Below are 16,112 nucleotides of genomic sequence, written 5' to 3'. Positions count from 1 at the left end.
ATGGCCAAGGGAAGTAAGGGCGGCGCCGGCAAGAGCCTGGTCCGCGCCACCCTCGCGATCCACGAACCGCCGGTCGGCACGAGCACGACACCGGGCGGGCTGATCAAGTCCTTCGGGTTCGACTTCAACCCGGCGCAGTTGCAGCTCGGCCGCCGGGCCCAGTGGAAGGTGACACCGACGGCGGCCGTCCGCGACGGCTCCGTACCGGAGTTCATGGGCCCGGAGCCGCGTGAGATGACCGTCGAGATCTTCCTCGACTCCTCCGACCAGCCGAGCAGCAACAACGTCCTGAAGAAGGTCGAGTCGCTCCTCGAGTGCTGCGAGGTCACCACCAAGAGCATCGCCGCCAAACAGCCCTCGCCGCCGTGGGTGGTCTTCCAGTGGGGGTCGTTCTCCACGGCCCGGTTCACCGCCTACGTCAGCAGCATCGACGTGACGTACTCCCTGTTCGGGACGACGGGCGTGCCCATCCGCGCCACCTGCCAGGTGCGGCTGCACGAGATCCCCAGCAAGACCAAGGGCCAGAACCCGACCTCCGGCGCCCTCACCGCCCAGCGCGTGCACCGCGTCGTGGCCGGCGACTCCCTCCAGTCGCTCGCCTGGCGCGAGTACGGCGACGCGTCCGCCTGGCGGTCGATCGCCGAGGCCAACGACATCGACGACCCGGGCCGTCTGCCCACCGGCGTCGAACTCGTCCTGCCCGCCGCCGAGGAGGTGCGCTACTAGTGGTCCAGTCGGCGTTCTCCAGCGTCATCCAGGTCACCCTCGGCGGACGCCCGCTCCCCGTCGACTTCGCCCCGATGCTCGTCGAGGGCTGGGTCGACCAGGGCCTCGGCGTGCCCGCCGCGTTCCGGCTGACCTTCCGCGACCCCTACCACCTGGTCCTCGGCAAGCTGGGCGTCAAGTTCGGCACCCCCGTCGTCCTCGCCCCGATCGCCGACGGCAAGGGCGCCGGCGACCCCCTCCTCACCGGCGAGGTCTGCGGCCTGGAGGCCGACTACGACGGCACCGGCTCCTTCACCGTCATCCGCGGCTACGACTTCGGCCACCGCCTGATGCGCCAGCGCCGCGTCGCCGCCTACCGCAACCAGAGCGCCTCCGACATCGCGCGCAAGCTCGCCGCGCAGGACGGCGTGCCGGTGGGGAAGATCCAGTCCACCAAGACCGTCTACGAGTTCATCAGCCAGGCCAACGTCACCGACTGGGACTTCCTCGCCCGGCTCGCCGACGAGAACGAGATGGTCATGTCGATCGACTCGAAGGGGAAGTTCCAGTTCGTCAAGCCGGACCCCGCCTCCGGCGCGCCCTCGCCCTCCACCCCCGGCGAGAAGAGCCCGTACGTCCTGGAGGCCGGCACCGACATCCTGCGGCTGCGGGCCGCCGTCACCTCCGCCGAGCAGGTCGCCAGGGTCGAGGCGCGCGGCTGGGACGTCACCACGAAGAAGAAGCTGACCGCGACCGCGCCCGCCACCTCCAACCCGGGCATCAGCATCGGCACCACCCCCGGCGAGGCCGCCGCCAAGTTCAAGCCCGCCAAGCTCGTCGACGCGCAGACGCCGTACGACCGTCAGTCGGAGGTGAAGTTCGCCGCGGAGGCCCTCGCCGACGACGTCACCGGCTCGTTCGCCGAGCTGGAGGTCATCGCGCGCGGCACCCCGAAGCTGCGGCCCGGCCTGCCGGTCGCCCTCGCGGACGTCGGCGCCCCCTTCGAGGGCAAGTACACCGCCACCTCCGTACGGCACGTCTTCGGCGACGGCAAGCACTACGAGGCGTGGGTCACCGTCAGCGGACGGCAGTGGCGGTCGCTGTACGGGCTGGCCTCGGGCGGCGGCGACGCCGCCAACGGCCTGCGGCTCCCCGGCACGACCAACGCCCTCGTCACCGACATCCAGGACCCGCTCAAGCAGGGCCGCGTCAAGCTCCAGTTCCCCTGGCTCGACGACGCCTACATCAGCGACTGGACCCGGGTCGTGCAGTGGGGCGGCAAGGACGGCGGGTCCATCTTCCCGCTGGACGTCGGCGACGAGGTGCTGGTCGCCTTCGACCGGGGCGCCCTCGACCACCCGTACGTCATCGGCGGCCTCTACAACGGCAAGGACAAGCCGACCCCGGTCAAGGACGTGCCGCTGCACGACGGCGCACGCCGGCGCGCCTCCCGGCACACCCTCTCCGACCGCGACGGCAACCGCGTCGACCTGCTCAGCCAGAAGACCGGCGGCCGCAAGCAGGGCGTCCGGGTCACGTCCGGCGACGACAAGCTCGTCATCAACCTCGACCGGACGAAGACCGAGATCACCGTCGACAGCAAGGGCACGGTCACCATCACCGGCACCCGGTCGGTGTCCGTGGAGGCCGGCACCGACCTCACGCTCAGCGCGGGCCGCAAGCTGACCATCAAGAGCGGCGGGCTGCTGGACATCAGCGGCCGGGGCATGGTCAACGTCAAGTCGCTGACCAGCGCCGTCAACGTCAACGCGACCGGTCTGCTCAACCTCAGGGCGGGCGGCGCGGCGACCCTCGGCGCGGGCGGCACCGTCCAGGTCAACGCCGCCGCCAACGTGGGCATCCGGGCCGTCACCCTCATGCTCCAGGGCGCCGTCCTCGTCAACGCCAAGCCGTATCCCCTGCCGTGACAGCAGAAGACAGAAGAGTACGTAGAAGGCGGGTGGCCCTCTGATGGCCGAACAGTTCGTCGGGTCCGGGTGGGCGTTTCCGCTGCGCATCGGGCCCACCGGCGGCATCGCCATGGTCAGCGGGGAGCGCGAGGTCGAGGAGGCGATCCGGCTGGTCCTGGCGACCGCGCCGGGCGAGCGGCCGATGCGCCCGGAGTTCGGCTGCGCCATCCACGACCTGGTCTTCGCCCCGGTCAACGAGGCCACCGCCGGCCGCATCCAGCACGAGGTGTACACCAGCCTGGACCGCTGGGAGCCGCGCATCGAGGTCACCGACGTCGAGGTCACCGCGGGACCCGAGCAGGGCGTGCTCTTCATCGACGTCCGCTACGCGATCCGCGGCACCAACAACCCGCGCAGCCTCGTCTTCCCCTTCTACGTCATCCCGTCCCACGACGAGCCGGACTCCTCCGGTCCGGCGTCCGGCCCGACCTCCGGCCCGATCTCCGGTCCGCCTTCCGGCAGCCCGGCTTCCGAAAGCGACCGCTGATGGCCCTGCCCTCCCCCAACCTCGACGACCGCCGCTTCCAGCAGTTCGTCGACGACGCCAAGCGCTACATCCAGCAGCGCGCACCGGAGTGGACCGACCACAACGTCTCCGACCCCGGCGTGACGCTCGTCGAGACGGTCGCCCACATGGCCGACCAGATCGTCTACCGCCTCAACCGCGTCCCGGACAAGAACCACCTCGCCTTCCTGGACCTGGTGGGCATCCGGCTCTTCCCGCCGTCGGCCGCCCGCACGGACGTCACCTTCTGGCTGTCGGCCCCGCAGGAGGAACCGGTGCTGCTGCCGGTGGGCACCGAGATCGCGACCGTGCGCACGGAGAGCGAGGAGGCCGTCGTCTTCGCGACCGAACGCGAACTCACCGTCGTGGCCTGCTCGTTGCGCTACCTGGTGGTGCAGCTCCAGGGCGAGCCGGTCAACGACCGGACCACCGACCTCACCGAGGGCAAGGACCTGCTGTGCTTCGCCGAGGCCCCGCAGCCCGGCGACTGCATGCTGCTCGGGCTGAGCGCGGCCGTCCCGCACTGCGCCGTCGCCCTGGAGCTGGACAGCCGCGTGGACGGCGTCGGCGTCGACCCGCGCCAGCCGCCGCTGGTGTGGGAGGCGTGGACGGAGGACGGCTGGCAGGAGTGCGAGGTCGACCGCGACGGCACCGGCGGCCTCAACCGCCCCGGCGAGGTCGTCCTGCACATCCCCGCGGGCCATGTCCTGTCCCGCTCCGGCGGCCAGGAGGCCGGCTGGCTGCGCTGCCGCGTCACCGAGCCCCTGCCCCGCCAGCCCTTCTACACCACCTCCCCCACGGTCCGCTCCGCCGAGGTCTTCACGGTCGGCGGCACCGCTCCGGCCGTGCACGCCGAGACGGTGTACGACGAGGCCCTCGGCGAGTCGACCGGCCTGCCCGGACAGCGGCTGCGCCTGGCCCACGCCCCGGTCGTCGGCGACGACCCGCCCCTCCTCCTCCAGACCGCCGAGCACGAGGGCTGGGTGGACTGGCAGGTCGTCCCCCACTTCGCCGCGTCCGGCCCCTACGACCGCCACCTCACCCTCGACGCGGCCACCGGCGAGATCGCCTTCGGCCCGTCCGTCCGCGAACCCGACGGCAGCCTGCGCCAGTACGGCGCGGTGGCCCCCAAGGGCTCGGTCGTCCGCGCCCGCCGCTACCGCACCGGCGGAGGCCGCGCCGGAAACGTGGCCCGGGGCGCGGTGCAGGTGCTGCGCACCTCCGTGCCGTACGTCTCCGAGGTCGTCAACCGGGAGGCCGCGCGCGGCGGGGTCGAGGGCGAGACGGTGCAGGAGGCCAAGCTCCGCGCCCCGATCACCCTGCGCGCCCAGGAGCGGGCCGTCACCCTGCGCGACTACGAGGAGCTGGCCCGCCGCGCCGCCCCCGAGACCGCCCGCATCACCTGCCTGGAGGGCGAGGAGGGCGAGCACGGGGCCTACGCCGTACGGGTGTTGGTGGTCCCGCAGGCCGTAGCCGACCCCGGCGGCCGACTGCGCTTCGAGCAACTCGTGCCCGGCGACGCCCTGTTGGACCGCATCACCCGCCACCTGGACGAACGCCGCCTGATCGGGACGCGGTTGTCGGTCGGGCCGCCTTTCTACCAGGGCGTCACCGTCGTGGCGACCGTGCACGCCTTCCGGGGCGTCGACACCGACCGGGTGCGCCGCCAGGCCCACGACGCCCTCTACCGCCACCTCGACCCGCTGACCGGCGGCGCGGACGGGCGGGGCTGGCCGTTCGGGCGGCCGGTGCAGTCCGGCGAGGTGTTCGCGGTGCTGCAACGCGTGCCCGGCGTCGAACTCGTCGACCAGGTCACCCTGCACGCCGCCGACCCGCTGACCGGCAAGCGCGGCGAGGCGACCGACCGCATCGACCTGGCGGCGCCGGCCCTGGTGTTCTCCTACGACCACCGCGTCCGGGTGATCGGGGACGGGTCGTGAGGGGGCCACGGGAGTCGTCCGCCGAGGGTCTCTCCGGCCGCCCCGACGGAGCCCGGGGAGGAGTGCGATGAGGGGCTCGGTGGACGGGCTCGAGTCGTCCGCACCGATCGGCGGGATGCTGCCCGCCGTGTTCGCCGAGGACGACCTCGCCCAGCGCTTCGTCGCCGGGCTCGACGAGGTGATCGCGCCGATCCTCAACGTCCTCGACTGTCTGCCCGCCTACTTCGACCCGGCCCTCGCGCCGGTCGACTTCACCCGCTGGCTGGCGGGCTGGGTCGGCGCGGAGACCGACGGCACGGAACCGGAGCCGCGGCTGCGGGCCGCCGTCGCCGCCGCCGCGTATCTGCACCGGGTCCGGGGCACCCCGCGGGGGCTCGCGGAGGCGGTGCGGCTCGCGTTCGGCGTGGAGCCGGAGATCTCCGAGAGCGGCGGCGCGACCTGGAACGCCCGCCCGCTCGGCCCGTTCCCCGGCCTTCCCCGCCCCCATCTGCACGTCACGATCCGGCTGCCCGACCCCGGCCCGGCGGACGAGCACCGCCTGGACGCCCTGGTGGCGGCCGCCCGCCCCGCCCACATGCCGTACACGGTCCAGGTGACCGCCGCCGAAAGGATCCCGGAAAGATGACCACCCAGAACTGCGCCGAGTGCGGCACCCGGGCAGAGCCCGGCCAGTCGTTCTGCGACGCGTGCGGGGCCGTACTCAGCTGGACGGACCGCTCCCCGGCACGGGCCACGGCCCCGGCGGGGACAGGAACGGGAACGGGAACGGGGACGGGGACGGCGAGCGGTTCGGCTTCCGGTTCGGCTTCCGGGTCGGCTTCCGGTTCGGCGAGCGACGCGAGCACCCGACCGGCCTCCGGTTCCGCCGCCGTTTCGGCCTCGGGCTCCACGTCCGCGTCCACGCCCACGGCTACGGCCGGCTCCGGCACCGGCACCGGCACCGGGGAGGGCTCGCCGCAGGCCGCCCCCGCCCCGGCGGACGACCACCGCACCTCGGACGACGACGACACGGCGGAGACGCCCCTCCCGCCGATCCCCCCGGACGCGGACGACCACGGCACGACCGCCGGAGCCCCCGCCCCCTCACCCGTGCCCGCGCCCGCGCCCGCGCCCGCGCCCGACGAGACCGCGCCCACCCGGCCCGTGCCCGCGGCCCCCGCCCTCGGCGACACGATGGCCGCCCGGGCCCGCTCCCTCCTCGTCCCCGTCGCCGACCCGGAGCCGTCCGCCGCCGCACCGCCGACCGTCGCTCCGGTGCTGCCCGGCCGCCCGGTCGCCGACCGCCCCCAGGTGCGCGCCCCCGGCCCCCAGTACGGCGACGAGAACGGCGTCCCCTGCCCCTGGTGCTCCACCCCCAACCGGCCCGACCGGCACTTCTGCGCGCGGTGCGCGATGCCGATGGCGCGGGAGGACCGTTCGACGGAGCGTCGGCCCTGGTGGCGCCGGGTGCTGGACTTCCGTAACCGGGAGACCCCGTGGGCCGGCGACCGCCCGCGGCTGCGCCGTACCTTCGACCGGATCGTCACGTGGGTGGTGGCGGCGGCCGTCCTCACCCTCCTCGTCATCGCGGGGGCGAAGACACCCGCCGCCGTACAGGCCACCCGCGACCACTTCGCCAAGCGCGCGCCGGTCGCTCCCGACACGTTCGCCGCGTCCCGCTCCTACCCCGGGCACAAGCCGGAGCTGGCCTTCGACAAGATCAACAACACCTGGTGGGGGCCGGGGGTCTCGCAGTCGGGCGAGGGCGAGTGGATCGAGGCCCGCTTCGAGGAGCCGACCCGGCTGCTGAACGTGCTCTTCACGTCGGGCACGTCGACCCGCGCCGACCAGCTCACCCAGTCGGCCCTGCCGCACCGGCTCAAGGCGACGATCACCCTGAAGGACGGCAAGACCACGACCCGCGAGATCACCCTGGACCAGAGCGCGGGCTCCCAGCCGCGCGCGTTCCGCGTCGGCGAGGTCACCAAGGTCCGCTTCACCATCGAGTCGGCGTACTCCGCCTCGACGAGCAAGCAGGTGGCGATAGCGGAGATCGAGTTCTTCGGACCGTCGAGCGCCAACGCGTCCTGATCAACGGGTCCTGACGCGCGTCCTGACGCGTCTGGCAAGTCGGCGAACACCGCGGACGGGAGTGGGGGTCTTCGGCCCCCCGCTCCCGTCCGCGGCCGTATGGGGAGCGAAGGGGGGCTTCCTCCGTTGCGGTACTTGCGTAAGTCAAGCAAGCTATTTATAGTTGCCTGAGTTAAGCAAGCTTGGTCCGCTGCGGAAGGAACCGCCGTGAAGGCACAGAAGTCGCTGAAGTCGCTGCCCGCCCTGGGCTCCTTCGCCCGCTTCGTCGTCTTCGGCGGCGGGGTCGGCGTCCTCTCCAGCCTCGCGGTCCCGCTGCTGGCCGGACTGATGCCCTGGACGTTGGCGAACGCGCTGATCACGGTCGCGTCCACCCTGCTGTGCACCGAGCTGCACGCCCGCTTCACCTTCCGCACCGGCCGCCGCGCCGGCTGGCGCCGCCACTGGCAGTCGGCGGGCTCCGCGGCGGCGGCCTACGCCGCGACCTGCGTCGCGATGTTCGCCCTCCACGCCGTGCAGTCCTCCCCCGGCCTGCTGACCGAGCAGCTCGTCTACCTCTCCGCGTCCGGCCTCGCCGGCATAGGCCGCTTCGTGATCCTGCGCCTGTTCGTCTTCGCGACGGGCCGAGCCGGACAGCAGACGACCACGGTCCCGACGATGCAGGCGCCGACGGCCGCCGTTGCTTCTCCGACCCACCTGACCGCCCCGGCGGTCCTGATCGCCCCGGCGGCCCCGATGACTCCGGCGACCCCGTTCGGTCCGGCTCCCCTCAACGCCCTGGCCGCCATGACCAGCCCGGCCGCCCTGATCGCTCCGGCTGCCTCGATCACCCCGGCCACCCCGGCCGCCCCGAGCATTCCGGTCACCGCGCAGGCCCCGGCCGTACCCGGACGGGCCGGCCACACCGGCCGCACGACCGTCACCCGACCGCAGCGAACGCCCGACCGCAGCGGTCGCACCGGCCGACGTCCCGTCACGACGGCCGCGCCGGTTCTGGCCGCAGTGGGCGGCTGAAGCGGGCGGCTGAAGCGGGCGGCTGAAGCGACGGCGGCCACCTCGGCGCCCACGCAGGGCTGGACGTACGACAACGCCCGCGGCCACCGGCCGCGGGCGTCGACAGTCGATTCAGGCCTCCGACTCTTCAGACCTCCGACTCCTCAGACCTCGGACGCGCCCTCCACCGGCACCTCCGCGTGGGCGACGAAGTCGTCGACGAGGCGGTGGAAGAGGCCCGAGAGTCGCCGCAGGTCGTCCGGGGACCAGTGGGCCAGGGCGCTGCGCATGCCCTGGTGACCCACTTCCCGTATGCGGTCGACGGCGGCCTGGCCGGCCTCGGTGAGCTGGATGAGCTGGGCCCTGCGGTCCTCCGGGTCCGGGACCCGGATCACGAAGCCGGCCGTCTCCAACTGCCTCAGCTGGCGCGTGACATGAGAGGCCTCCACGGAGAGACGTACGGCCAGCACCCCCGGGCGCAGCAGGTCCTCCTCCCCCAGGTAGCGCAGGATCGCCACGGCGGCCCGATCCAGCGGAAGTCCGACGAGCGCCATCAGCCGTTCGTGCTGACGGGCGCGTCCGGCCAGGTACGTGATGCGGGTCAGAGCCTGCTCGATCGCGATCACGTCTGCGGGTACGGGCGGTGCGGAGGGCGGTATGGGCATACGCCCACGGTACCGATACTTGCCTAACTCAAGCAAGATCAAGAAGGTTGCTTGACTTAAGTAACCTCAACATGATTGCCTAACTCAAGCAACTTACTGGTTACGTCCCACGCCCACAGGAGCGTCCGTCATGCCGCACACCACCATCGCCCCGGCCAGGAAGAGCCGCCCCCGCCGACCGGCGCCCGCCCGCCGACCTGCGGAACGCCAGACCCCCGCGCCCGCCTGGTCGGTCGTCCCGCTCTGGCAGGCCCTGCTCCCGAACGGGGTGCGGCCGTGACCCCCCAGGCGACCCTTCTCTTCCTCCTCTCCGCCGCCGCGGGCGCCTGCGCACTGGCCGCCGCCTGGCGCGGCTGGGGCCACCGCACCGGCTGACCCGCCCGCCCCCTCACCCGAGGTCGAGCGACAGGACCCCCACTCCCATGAGCTCCCAGCCCCACAGAGACCCGAGACCCCCCAGAGACCCGAAGGCCCGGAGAAACCCCGAAGTCCCCCGACTCCCCGTGAATGTCGGTCTGACCAGCGGCCTGAACGGCGGCGGCAGCCGTCCCCGGGCCGTCGACGCGGCCCTCGCGCTCGCACTCTTCGCCTGCGCCTTCCCCGGCAGTGTGATCACCTTCCCCGGCGAGGACCTGGGCGTCGCTTGGTGGCCCGGCGTCGTGCTCGCCGGGATCTCCTGCGGCGCGCTCGTCTGGCGGCGCGGCCGGCCCCGCTCCACGGTCGCCGCGACCCTGGCCTGCGCGGTGGGCGCGGCCTCGCTCGGGTACCTGCTCACCGTTCTGCTGCTCGCGCCCCTCATGGTCGCGCTGTACTCGCTGGCCGTCGGCACCGACCGCAGGACCGCCAACACCTTCGCCTTCACCGCCGTCGCCCTGCTGGTCGCGGCCGGTCTGCTCGCCGGTCCCGCCGGCGAACCCCTGATCCTCAAACTGCTCGGTCCCGCCGCCTGGCTGCTGCTGCCCACCTCGCTGGGCACGGTGACCCGGCTGCGCGCGGCCTATCTGGACGCCGTGCAGGCCCGGGCCGAGGACGCCGAACGCACCCGGGAGGAGGAGACGCGACGCCGGGTCGCCGAGGAGCGGCTGCGCATCGCCCGCGACCTGCACGACGTGGTCGCCCACCACCTGGTGCTGGCCAACCTGCAAGCCGGCGCGGTGGCCCGCCAGTTGCCCGCCCGGCCCGACGAGGCCGCCCGACTCACCGCCGACCTGACCTGCGCCACCGCCTCGGCCCTACGCGAACTCAAGGCCACCGTGGGCCTGTTGCGCCAAGAGGACGACACGGAAGAGCCCACACCCCCGACACCCCCGGAGTCGACGGCGTCCACGGCGTCCACGGCGTCTACGGCGTCCACGGCGTCCACCCCGGGTCTCGCCCAACTCCCCGAGCTGGCCGCCTCGTTCCGGAGCGCAGGGCTCGAGGTCGCCGTCAGCAGCGAGGGCGAGCCCCGGCCGCTCACCGCCGGTGCGGATCTCACGGCGTACCGGATCGTGCAGGAGGCCCTCACCAACGTGACGAAACACGCCGGCGCGAGCACCGCGGAAGTGCGGCTCGCCTATGCCGGAGACCGGCTGTCGGTGACGGTGACCGACGACGGAGCGGCGCCCTTCTCTCCCGCCGCCTCCCCCGCCGCCTCGCCCTCACCCCCCGCTCCCTCCTCTGCTTCCCCCGCCGCTTCCCCCGCCGCTTCTCCCACCGGCTACGGCCTGCTCGGGATGCGGGAGCGAGCCCGGTCGGCCGGGGGTCGGGTGCGGGCGGGGCGGCGGCCCCGGGGCGGCTTCGAGGTCGTCGCCGAACTGCCCCTCCAGGATTAACTTGCGTAAGTCAAGCAACCCCTCTATTGTTGAGTAAGTCAAGCAATCTTCTTGACGCCCCTCATGTCCCCCCTCTCAGTGCTGATCACTTCTTGTCCACGGAGGCCCTGCCATGTCCGAAGCACTAGCCCGACCCGCCGCAGCGGGGGCGTCCGCCCCGCCGCGGTCGAACGCCGTGGTGGCGGTCCTGGCCCTCGCCGGCATCGTCGTCTCGCTGATGCAGACCCTGGTCATCCCGATCGTCCCGGAGCTGCCGAAGCTGCTGAACGCACCCGCCTCCGACACCGCCTGGGCGGTCACGGCCACGCTGCTGGCCGCCGCCGTGGCCACACCGGTCGCCGGCCGGCTCGGAGACATGATCGGCAAGCGCCGGATGCTGCTGACCAGCATCGTGCTGCTGGTGGCCGGCTCGGTGGTCTGCGCGTTCGCCGACTCACTGGTCCCGATGATCGTGGGCCGCGCCCTGCAGGGCCTGTCCGCCGCCGTGGTGCCCCTGGGCATCAGCATCCTGCGGGACACGGTCTCCGCCGAGAAGCTCGCCGGTTCGACCGCGGTGATGAGCGCCTCCCTCGGCGTCGGCGGAGCGCTCGGTCTGCCCACCGCCGCGTTCATCGCGGACAACTGGAACTGGCACATCCTCTTCTGGACCTCCGCCGCCCTCGGCGTGGTCTCCTTCCTGCTGGTCCTGGTGTTCGTGCCGGAGTCCAAGGTGCGCACCGGCGGCCGCTTCGACCTGGTCGGCTCGCTCGGTCTGTCGGCCGGACTGCTCGCCCTGCTGCTCGCCGTCTCCAAGGGCGGGACCTGGGGCTGGACCAGCGGCACCACGCTGGGTCTGGGCGCCGCCTCCGTCGTGATCCTGGTGGCCTGGGGCTGGTGGGAGCTGAAGGCGAAGCAGCCGCTGGTCGACCTGCGCACCACCGCCAAGCCGCAGGTGCTGTTCACCAACCTCGCCTCGATCGCCCTCGGCTTCTCGATGTTCGCGATGTCCCTGGTGCTGCCGCAGCTGCTCCAGCTGCCCACCCAGACCGGCTACGGCCTCGGCAGGTCGATGCTGACCGTCGGCCTGGTGCTGGCCCCGCAGGGCCTGGTGATGATGGCCATGTCCGCCGTGTCCGCCAAGGTCACCAAGGCCAAGGGCCCCAAGGTCACCCTGATGATCGGCGCGCTGATCGTCGCCTCCGGATACGGCCTGAACATCCTGCTGATGTCCGAGGTCTGGCACCTGGTCCTGGTGTCCTGCATCATCGGCGCCGGCGTCGGCTTCACCTACGGTGCGCTGCCCGCGCTGATCATGGGCGCCGTCGACCCCTCCCAGACGGGTGCGGCCAACAGCCTCAACACCCTGATGCGGTCCCTGGGCACCTCGTTCGCCAGTGCGCTGGCCGGCGTGATCCTGGCCCAGATGACCACCGACTTCGGCGGCTACGCGCTGCCCTCGGAGAACGGCTTCAAGGTCGTCATGGCCATCGGCGCCGGAGCCGCCCTGCTGGCCTTCCTGCTCGCCACGTTCATCCCGAACCGCAAGGCGGCCGCCGCCCGGCCGGAGGCCACGGAAGGCGAGGGCGAAGGCGCCGAGGAGACCGCCACGGTCAAGGCGTAACCACGGGACCGCGGTTACCGCCGCTACCGACACCGACACCGCACAACGAACGAGTCCCACTCCGCCTGACAGGGAGTGGGACTCGTATGTGAGAGCGCCGGGCAGGCCTTGCACCTGCATTTCCCCGCAGGAAGCGGGGCGTCTTTCCTTGGACGACCAACGCAGAGACCGTTCACCGCTGTTGCCGTGACCAGCTCAAGATCAAGCTTACCCCATGCCCCGGACCGCCCGAGACCACCGAGCCCACCGAGCCCACCGAGCCCACCGAGACCCCATGAGGCCGTCCGTCAGGCGACGTCGTCGACCTTCAACTCCGGCCCTACGACGAGGGTGATGACGCCCGCCGCGGCGGAACCGTCGGCCGTGGGACGGATGTCGGGCAGCCGGGAGGCGAGTACGGCGGCCTGGCTCTCCAGTCCGGCAGGGTAGGCGAGGGAGGTCTTGGCCACCGTCTGGGGCGCGTTGCCGGTGCCGGTGACGGTGTAGCCGGCGTCCTTCAGCTTCTCGGCGACGGCGGCGGCGCGGCCGGAGACTCCGGTGCCGTTGAGGACCTGGACGCGCACGCTGGAGGCGTACACCAGGCTCTTCTTCGCCTTCTCCAGCTGCGCCTTGGTCACCTCCTTGTCCTTGGCCAGGGAGGTGAACAGGTCGGTGGCCTGCGGGTACTGCCACACGACGTTGGCCTTGTCGGTGGGCTGGTCGGCGACGCGCCCGTAGTTGGGCACGGTGAGGAAGCTCAGCCGCTCGCTCGGGATGCCCTTCAGCTCGTCGGCGAGCCCGTACAGCGGCTGGATGCCGGCCAGGTCGGGGTCCGTGGTGAGGGACTTGGTGATCGACTGCAGGAAGCCGTACATCGCGTTGGGGCTGGTGAGCTTGGACTTGGCCTTCTTGGCCAGGGCGTCCATGAACTCCTGCTGGCGGCCGATGCGTCCGATGTCGGAGCCGTCGCCGACGCTGTAGCGGGCGCGGACGTAGCCGAGCGCCTTCTCGCCCTTGAGGGTCTGGCAGCCGGCCGGGAGGTCGAGGTGGGCCTTCTCGTCGTGGATGGCCTCCTTCGGACAGACCTCGATGCCCTCCAGCGCGTCGACCATGCCCTTGAAGCCGGAGAAGTCGACGGTCATGAAGTGGTCGATGCGCAGGCCGGTGTTGGCCTCGACGGTCTTGATGGTGCAGGCGGCGGCCTCGGCGATCTTGCCGTTGGAGCCGCCGAGCGCGAACGCCTCGTTGATCTTGAAGTGGTGCGGGGAGGACGTCGTGCCGTCCCCCTTCTGGCAGGAAGGTATCTCCACCCATGAGTCACGGGGGAAGGAGACGACCGAGGCCCACTTCCGGTCGGCCGGGACGTGCAGCACCATCAGCGTGTCCGACTGCATGGTGGTCAGGTCCTTGCCGTACTTGGCGTTGGCGCCGTCGCGGCTGTCGGAGCCGACGACCAGGATGTTCTTCGAGCCGGGGCTGAGGTTCACCGGCCGGTCGCCGCCGAGCTTGTCGTCCACGTCGGCGGAGCCGATGTTGTTGTTGAGGTCCTCGTAGATCCAGGCGCCGACCCCGCCGACGGCGAGGAGCACCACGGAGGTCACCCCCGCACCCCAGACGAGGATCCGCCCGCGCCGCGTCAGCCGGGTCCCGCCCCGGCCCTCGCCCCGGGTCTGACGGAGTCCGTCGCCGCCCGTCCGGCCGGCCATGTCCCCCGTAGGACGCCCACGCCTTCTCGTTCCGCTCACCGGCGTTCGCCCCTCCGCATCGGCTGTTTCCCCCGTACACCGTGCTCGGATCGTCGACGTTGGTCACCGCCGAACGACGGAACCCTACACGCAGGTAGGAATACGTCCAGAAAGCACAGGCGTCTCAGGAGACTCACAGAGCCGCGCGAAGGTTGCCCCCTCTTTCCGGGACGGCGCTCCCCTTCACGCCCCGTGCTGCTCTCACGCGCCCTCCGTTTGCCGAACGCCGAAACGGCAGGTCGGACGGGGGCCGCGACGGGTATGTGAGTCTGTTGGCGAAGAACCTGGGCTGAGCACGTCGCCACGCATCCGGCCCCGGAACGCCTGAGCGGTCCGGGGCCGTGGGGACACGACGGCCCCCTGTGAAACGGAACAACTACCTTCCGGCTACGGCGCGTTGATCAGGTCGACCGGCGGGACCTTCACCGTGCGGGCGCCCGGGGTGCCGCCCAGGACGACCTTGCGGAGGGAGACGTTGTTCTTGGTCGTGGTCTCCTTCAGACGGTTCGCCGGGTTGGCGATGACCTGGATGTAGTAGGTGCCGTTGGGCAGGGTGGTGATGTCGAAGGACTGACCCGGGCGGTACTGGGTGTACGTGTCGCCGGAGCCGACGTCGAGGACCTCACGCACCGAGATGGAGTTCTGCTGGCCGCAGGCGGTCGACAGATCGGTGTTGTACGGGTGCCAGTTGGCGTTCTTCACCGTGTAGTCGACGGCGTCGGTGTTGGCCAGGCAGAACGCCTCCTTGCCGCTGCGCACCTCCTCCGTCTTGTCCGCCTTCAGCAGCCGGTAGCTGGCGAAGTCCGTGAAGTGCCAGTGCTCGTGGCCGATGCGCGGGTCCCACTCCATGGTGCCGGTGGGGGTGTAGCCGATCTGCTTGCCCTTGGCGTCGTAGAAGTACTGGTAGGCGTCCATCAGGTCCGCGCCCGGCTTGCGGAAGCCGTCCACGACGAGCGGGGCGGGGCCGGCGTTCCAGACGTTGGCGCTGAAGGCGAGATAGTCCTTGCCCGCCACGTCGCCGTCCTCGCCGTCGGTGACCGCGATGTCCCAGGCCGGCAGCGAACGCAGGTCGGGCTTGGGCGCATTGGCCGGAACGGTCGCAAGTCCGGTGGGCCGCTTGGAGTTGGCCTTCAGACCGGGCGCGATACGGGAGCCGTCGGTGTGACCGGCGCCGTCGCCCAGGTGGTGGGCGAGACCGCGGGCCTCGAGGGCGTGGGAGAGCGCGGAGGGAGTGGGGGCGTCGGCGCCGCGGGGACCGTAGTGGTGCCCGGCGTGACCGCTCGCGGCCGCGGAGTGATCCCCGCCGGTGCCATGGGCCCCGTGAGCACCATGCATGCCGCTCATCGACGAAGACTGGGCGGCGACGCCCACGCCCCCGCCCTCGCCCCCGCCGGTCTCCTGACGGACCGTCACCTTGATGGTGGGCTGGTCGTTCGGGATGCCGAAGAGGTCGCGGTACTTCTTCGCCACCGACACCTTGGCCGTGTACTCGCCCGCCGGCAGGTCCACCGGCTTGTCGTAGTCGACGGTGGTGGAGTTGGCCGCCCACCCCTTCTCCACGCCCCAGACCGAGCCGAGCGTGAAGGGGTTGGTGGGGCAGCTCTCCGGATAGTGCGAGGTGGCCGGGGCGTCCGGACGCAGCCGCCCGGAGGCGTTGTTCGGACAGAAGGAGCCCTTGGTCTTCTGCACCTCCACCCCGGCCGCGTTCTTGATGGACACCTCGAGGAAGCCGGGCAGGCCGCTGAAGTCCTTGACGAGCCCGGCGGGCAGCGCCTTCGTCGTCGTCTTCGACCCGTCGCGCAGGATCTGCTGGGCGACGACGGGGTCCTTGTACGACTTGCGCGTCACCTTGAACTCGAGCGGCGCGTTGTCGACCGTGACATACGTCCCGAGGTCGAGATAGACCCCGTTGTTCCCCTCCCACCGGTCGAGGGTCACGGCCTTCGACGCGGCGATCAGCTTGAGCTTCGGCTTGCCCGCCGTGCTCGCCGGCGCGGCGCCCGCGCCGGGAGCGGCCCCGGCGACGGTCACTACGGTGAGCGCGGCCGCCGCGGCGAACGCCGCACGGTTGAGGCTCTTGCGGTGTTGCAGTCTGGTCATCGGTTCCTCGTCTGCGAGTGCCATGGTCA

The 16,112-nt window shown here is 71.9% G+C and carries 12 protein-coding genes and 1 pseudogene; 10 read left to right on the top strand and 3 right to left on the bottom strand.

Translation table 11 applies throughout. From position 1 onward, the window contains the following. The 7 genes and pseudogenes from OG562_RS22040 to OG562_RS22010 form a co-directional block, all read left to right on the top strand. Positions 1 to 726: a LysM peptidoglycan-binding domain-containing protein gene (locus OG562_RS22040; protein WP_266400365.1), complete on the top strand. Its 726-nt coding sequence runs from the start codon at positions 1 to 3 to the stop codon at positions 724 to 726. Then, positions 726 to 2,633: a VgrG-related protein gene (locus OG562_RS22035; RefSeq protein ID WP_266400363.1), complete on the top strand. Its 1,908-nt coding sequence runs from the start codon at positions 726 to 728 to the stop codon at positions 2,631 to 2,633. Before OG562_RS22040 ends, OG562_RS22035 begins: the two co-directional genes overlap by 1 nt. 43 nt (positions 2,634 to 2,676) lie before the next feature. Beyond that, positions 2,677 to 3,162, top strand: coding sequence for a GPW/gp25 family protein (locus OG562_RS22030; RefSeq protein WP_266400361.1), 486 nt, complete (start codon positions 2,677 to 2,679; stop codon positions 3,160 to 3,162). Further along, positions 3,162 to 5,120, top strand: a complete 1,959-nt coding sequence (locus OG562_RS22025) for a putative baseplate assembly protein (protein ID WP_266400360.1) — start codon at positions 3,162 to 3,164, stop codon at positions 5,118 to 5,120. Before OG562_RS22030 ends, OG562_RS22025 begins: the two co-directional genes overlap by 1 nt. Before the next feature lie 67 nt (positions 5,121 to 5,187). After that, a complete protein-coding gene (locus OG562_RS22020; protein WP_266400358.1) occupies positions 5,188 to 5,745 on the top strand; it encodes a phage tail protein in 558 nt (185 codons plus the stop codon). Then, positions 5,742 to 7,190: a zinc ribbon domain-containing protein gene (locus OG562_RS22015; protein WP_266400356.1), complete on the top strand. Its 1,449-nt coding sequence runs from the start codon at positions 5,742 to 5,744 to the stop codon at positions 7,188 to 7,190. The genes OG562_RS22020 and OG562_RS22015 overlap by 4 nt, the downstream gene beginning before the upstream one ends. Positions 7,191 to 7,424: 234 nt before the next feature. After that, a pseudogene (locus tag OG562_RS22010) lies at positions 7,425 to 7,811 on the top strand (GtrA family protein); the annotation flags it as partial. A 533-nt stretch (positions 7,812 to 8,344) separates the two neighbouring features. Here OG562_RS22010 and OG562_RS22005 read toward each other — a convergent pair. Next, positions 8,345 to 8,845, bottom strand: a complete 501-nt coding sequence (locus OG562_RS22005; RefSeq protein WP_266400354.1) for a MarR family winged helix-turn-helix transcriptional regulator — start codon at positions 8,843 to 8,845, stop codon at positions 8,345 to 8,347. 130 nt (positions 8,846 to 8,975) lie between these two features. Here OG562_RS22005 and OG562_RS22000 point away from each other — a divergent pair, with 130 nt between their 5' ends. The 3 genes from OG562_RS22000 to OG562_RS21990 all read left to right on the top strand — a co-directional run bounded on the left by OG562_RS22000 (position 8,976) and on the right by OG562_RS21990 (position 12,259). Then, positions 8,976 to 9,125 carry a hypothetical protein gene (locus OG562_RS22000; RefSeq protein WP_266400352.1) on the top strand — a complete coding sequence of 50 codons (150 nt, stop codon included), beginning with the start codon at positions 8,976 to 8,978 and terminating at the stop codon, positions 9,123 to 9,125. 223 nt (positions 9,126 to 9,348) lie between these two features. After that, positions 9,349 to 10,659 carry a sensor histidine kinase gene (locus OG562_RS21995; RefSeq protein WP_266400350.1) on the top strand — a complete coding sequence of 437 codons (1,311 nt, stop codon included), beginning with the start codon at positions 9,349 to 9,351 and terminating at the stop codon, positions 10,657 to 10,659. Between the two features lie 112 nt (positions 10,660 to 10,771). Continuing rightward, the gene (locus OG562_RS21990; RefSeq protein WP_266400348.1) at positions 10,772 to 12,259 is read left to right on the top strand and encodes an MFS transporter; all 1,488 of its coding nucleotides are present in this window, start codon (positions 10,772 to 10,774) and stop codon (positions 12,257 to 12,259) included. Positions 12,260 to 12,546: 287 nt separating this feature from the next. On the opposite strand, the gene OG562_RS21985 is transcribed toward OG562_RS21990, so the two are convergent. Beyond that, complete coding sequence (locus OG562_RS21985; protein ID WP_266400346.1) at positions 12,547 to 13,944, bottom strand: LCP family protein; 1,398 nt, start codon at positions 13,942 to 13,944, stop codon at positions 12,547 to 12,549. A 426-nt stretch (positions 13,945 to 14,370) separates the two neighbouring features. Continuing rightward, positions 14,371 to 16,083 (bottom strand): lysyl oxidase family protein, encoded by a 1,713-nt coding sequence (locus tag OG562_RS21980; RefSeq protein ID WP_266400344.1) that lies wholly within the window; start codon positions 16,081 to 16,083, stop codon positions 14,371 to 14,373. Between the last annotated feature and the right edge of the window lie 29 nt (positions 16,084 to 16,112).

Origin of the sequence: Streptomyces sp. NBC_01275 (assembly GCF_026340655.1) — a bacterium.
Taxonomy (GTDB): Bacteria; Actinomycetota; Actinomycetes; order Streptomycetales; family Streptomycetaceae; genus Streptomyces.
This window is presented reverse-complemented; position numbering and strand designations above follow the sequence as displayed.

Bases quoted from the DNA above. Each gene is read 5' to 3' on its own strand.
- OG562_RS22040 (WP_266400365.1), top strand. From the start codon at position 1: ATGGCCAAGGGAAGTAAGGGCGGCGCCGGCAAGAGCCTGGTCCGCGCC.
- OG562_RS22030 (WP_266400361.1), top strand. From the start codon at position 2,677: ATGGCCGAACAGTTCGTCGGGTCCGGGTGGGCGTTTCCGCTGCGCATC.
- OG562_RS22025 (WP_266400360.1), top strand. From the start codon at position 3,162: ATGGCCCTGCCCTCCCCCAACCTCGACGACCGCCGCTTCCAGCAGTTC.
- OG562_RS22020 (WP_266400358.1), top strand. From the start codon at position 5,188: ATGAGGGGCTCGGTGGACGGGCTCGAGTCGTCCGCACCGATCGGCGGG.
- OG562_RS22015 (WP_266400356.1), top strand. From the start codon at position 5,742: ATGACCACCCAGAACTGCGCCGAGTGCGGCACCCGGGCAGAGCCCGGC.
- OG562_RS22005 (WP_266400354.1), bottom strand. From the start codon at position 8,845: ATGCCCATACCGCCCTCCGCACCGCCCGTACCCGCAGACGTGATCGCG.
- OG562_RS22000 (WP_266400352.1), top strand. From the start codon at position 8,976: ATGCCGCACACCACCATCGCCCCGGCCAGGAAGAGCCGCCCCCGCCGA.
- OG562_RS21990 (WP_266400348.1), top strand. From the start codon at position 10,772: ATGTCCGAAGCACTAGCCCGACCCGCCGCAGCGGGGGCGTCCGCCCCG.
- OG562_RS21985 (WP_266400346.1), bottom strand. From the start codon at position 13,944: ATGGCCGGCCGGACGGGCGGCGACGGACTCCGTCAGACCCGGGGCGAG.
- OG562_RS21980 (WP_266400344.1), bottom strand. From the start codon at position 16,083: ATGACCAGACTGCAACACCGCAAGAGCCTCAACCGTGCGGCGTTCGCC.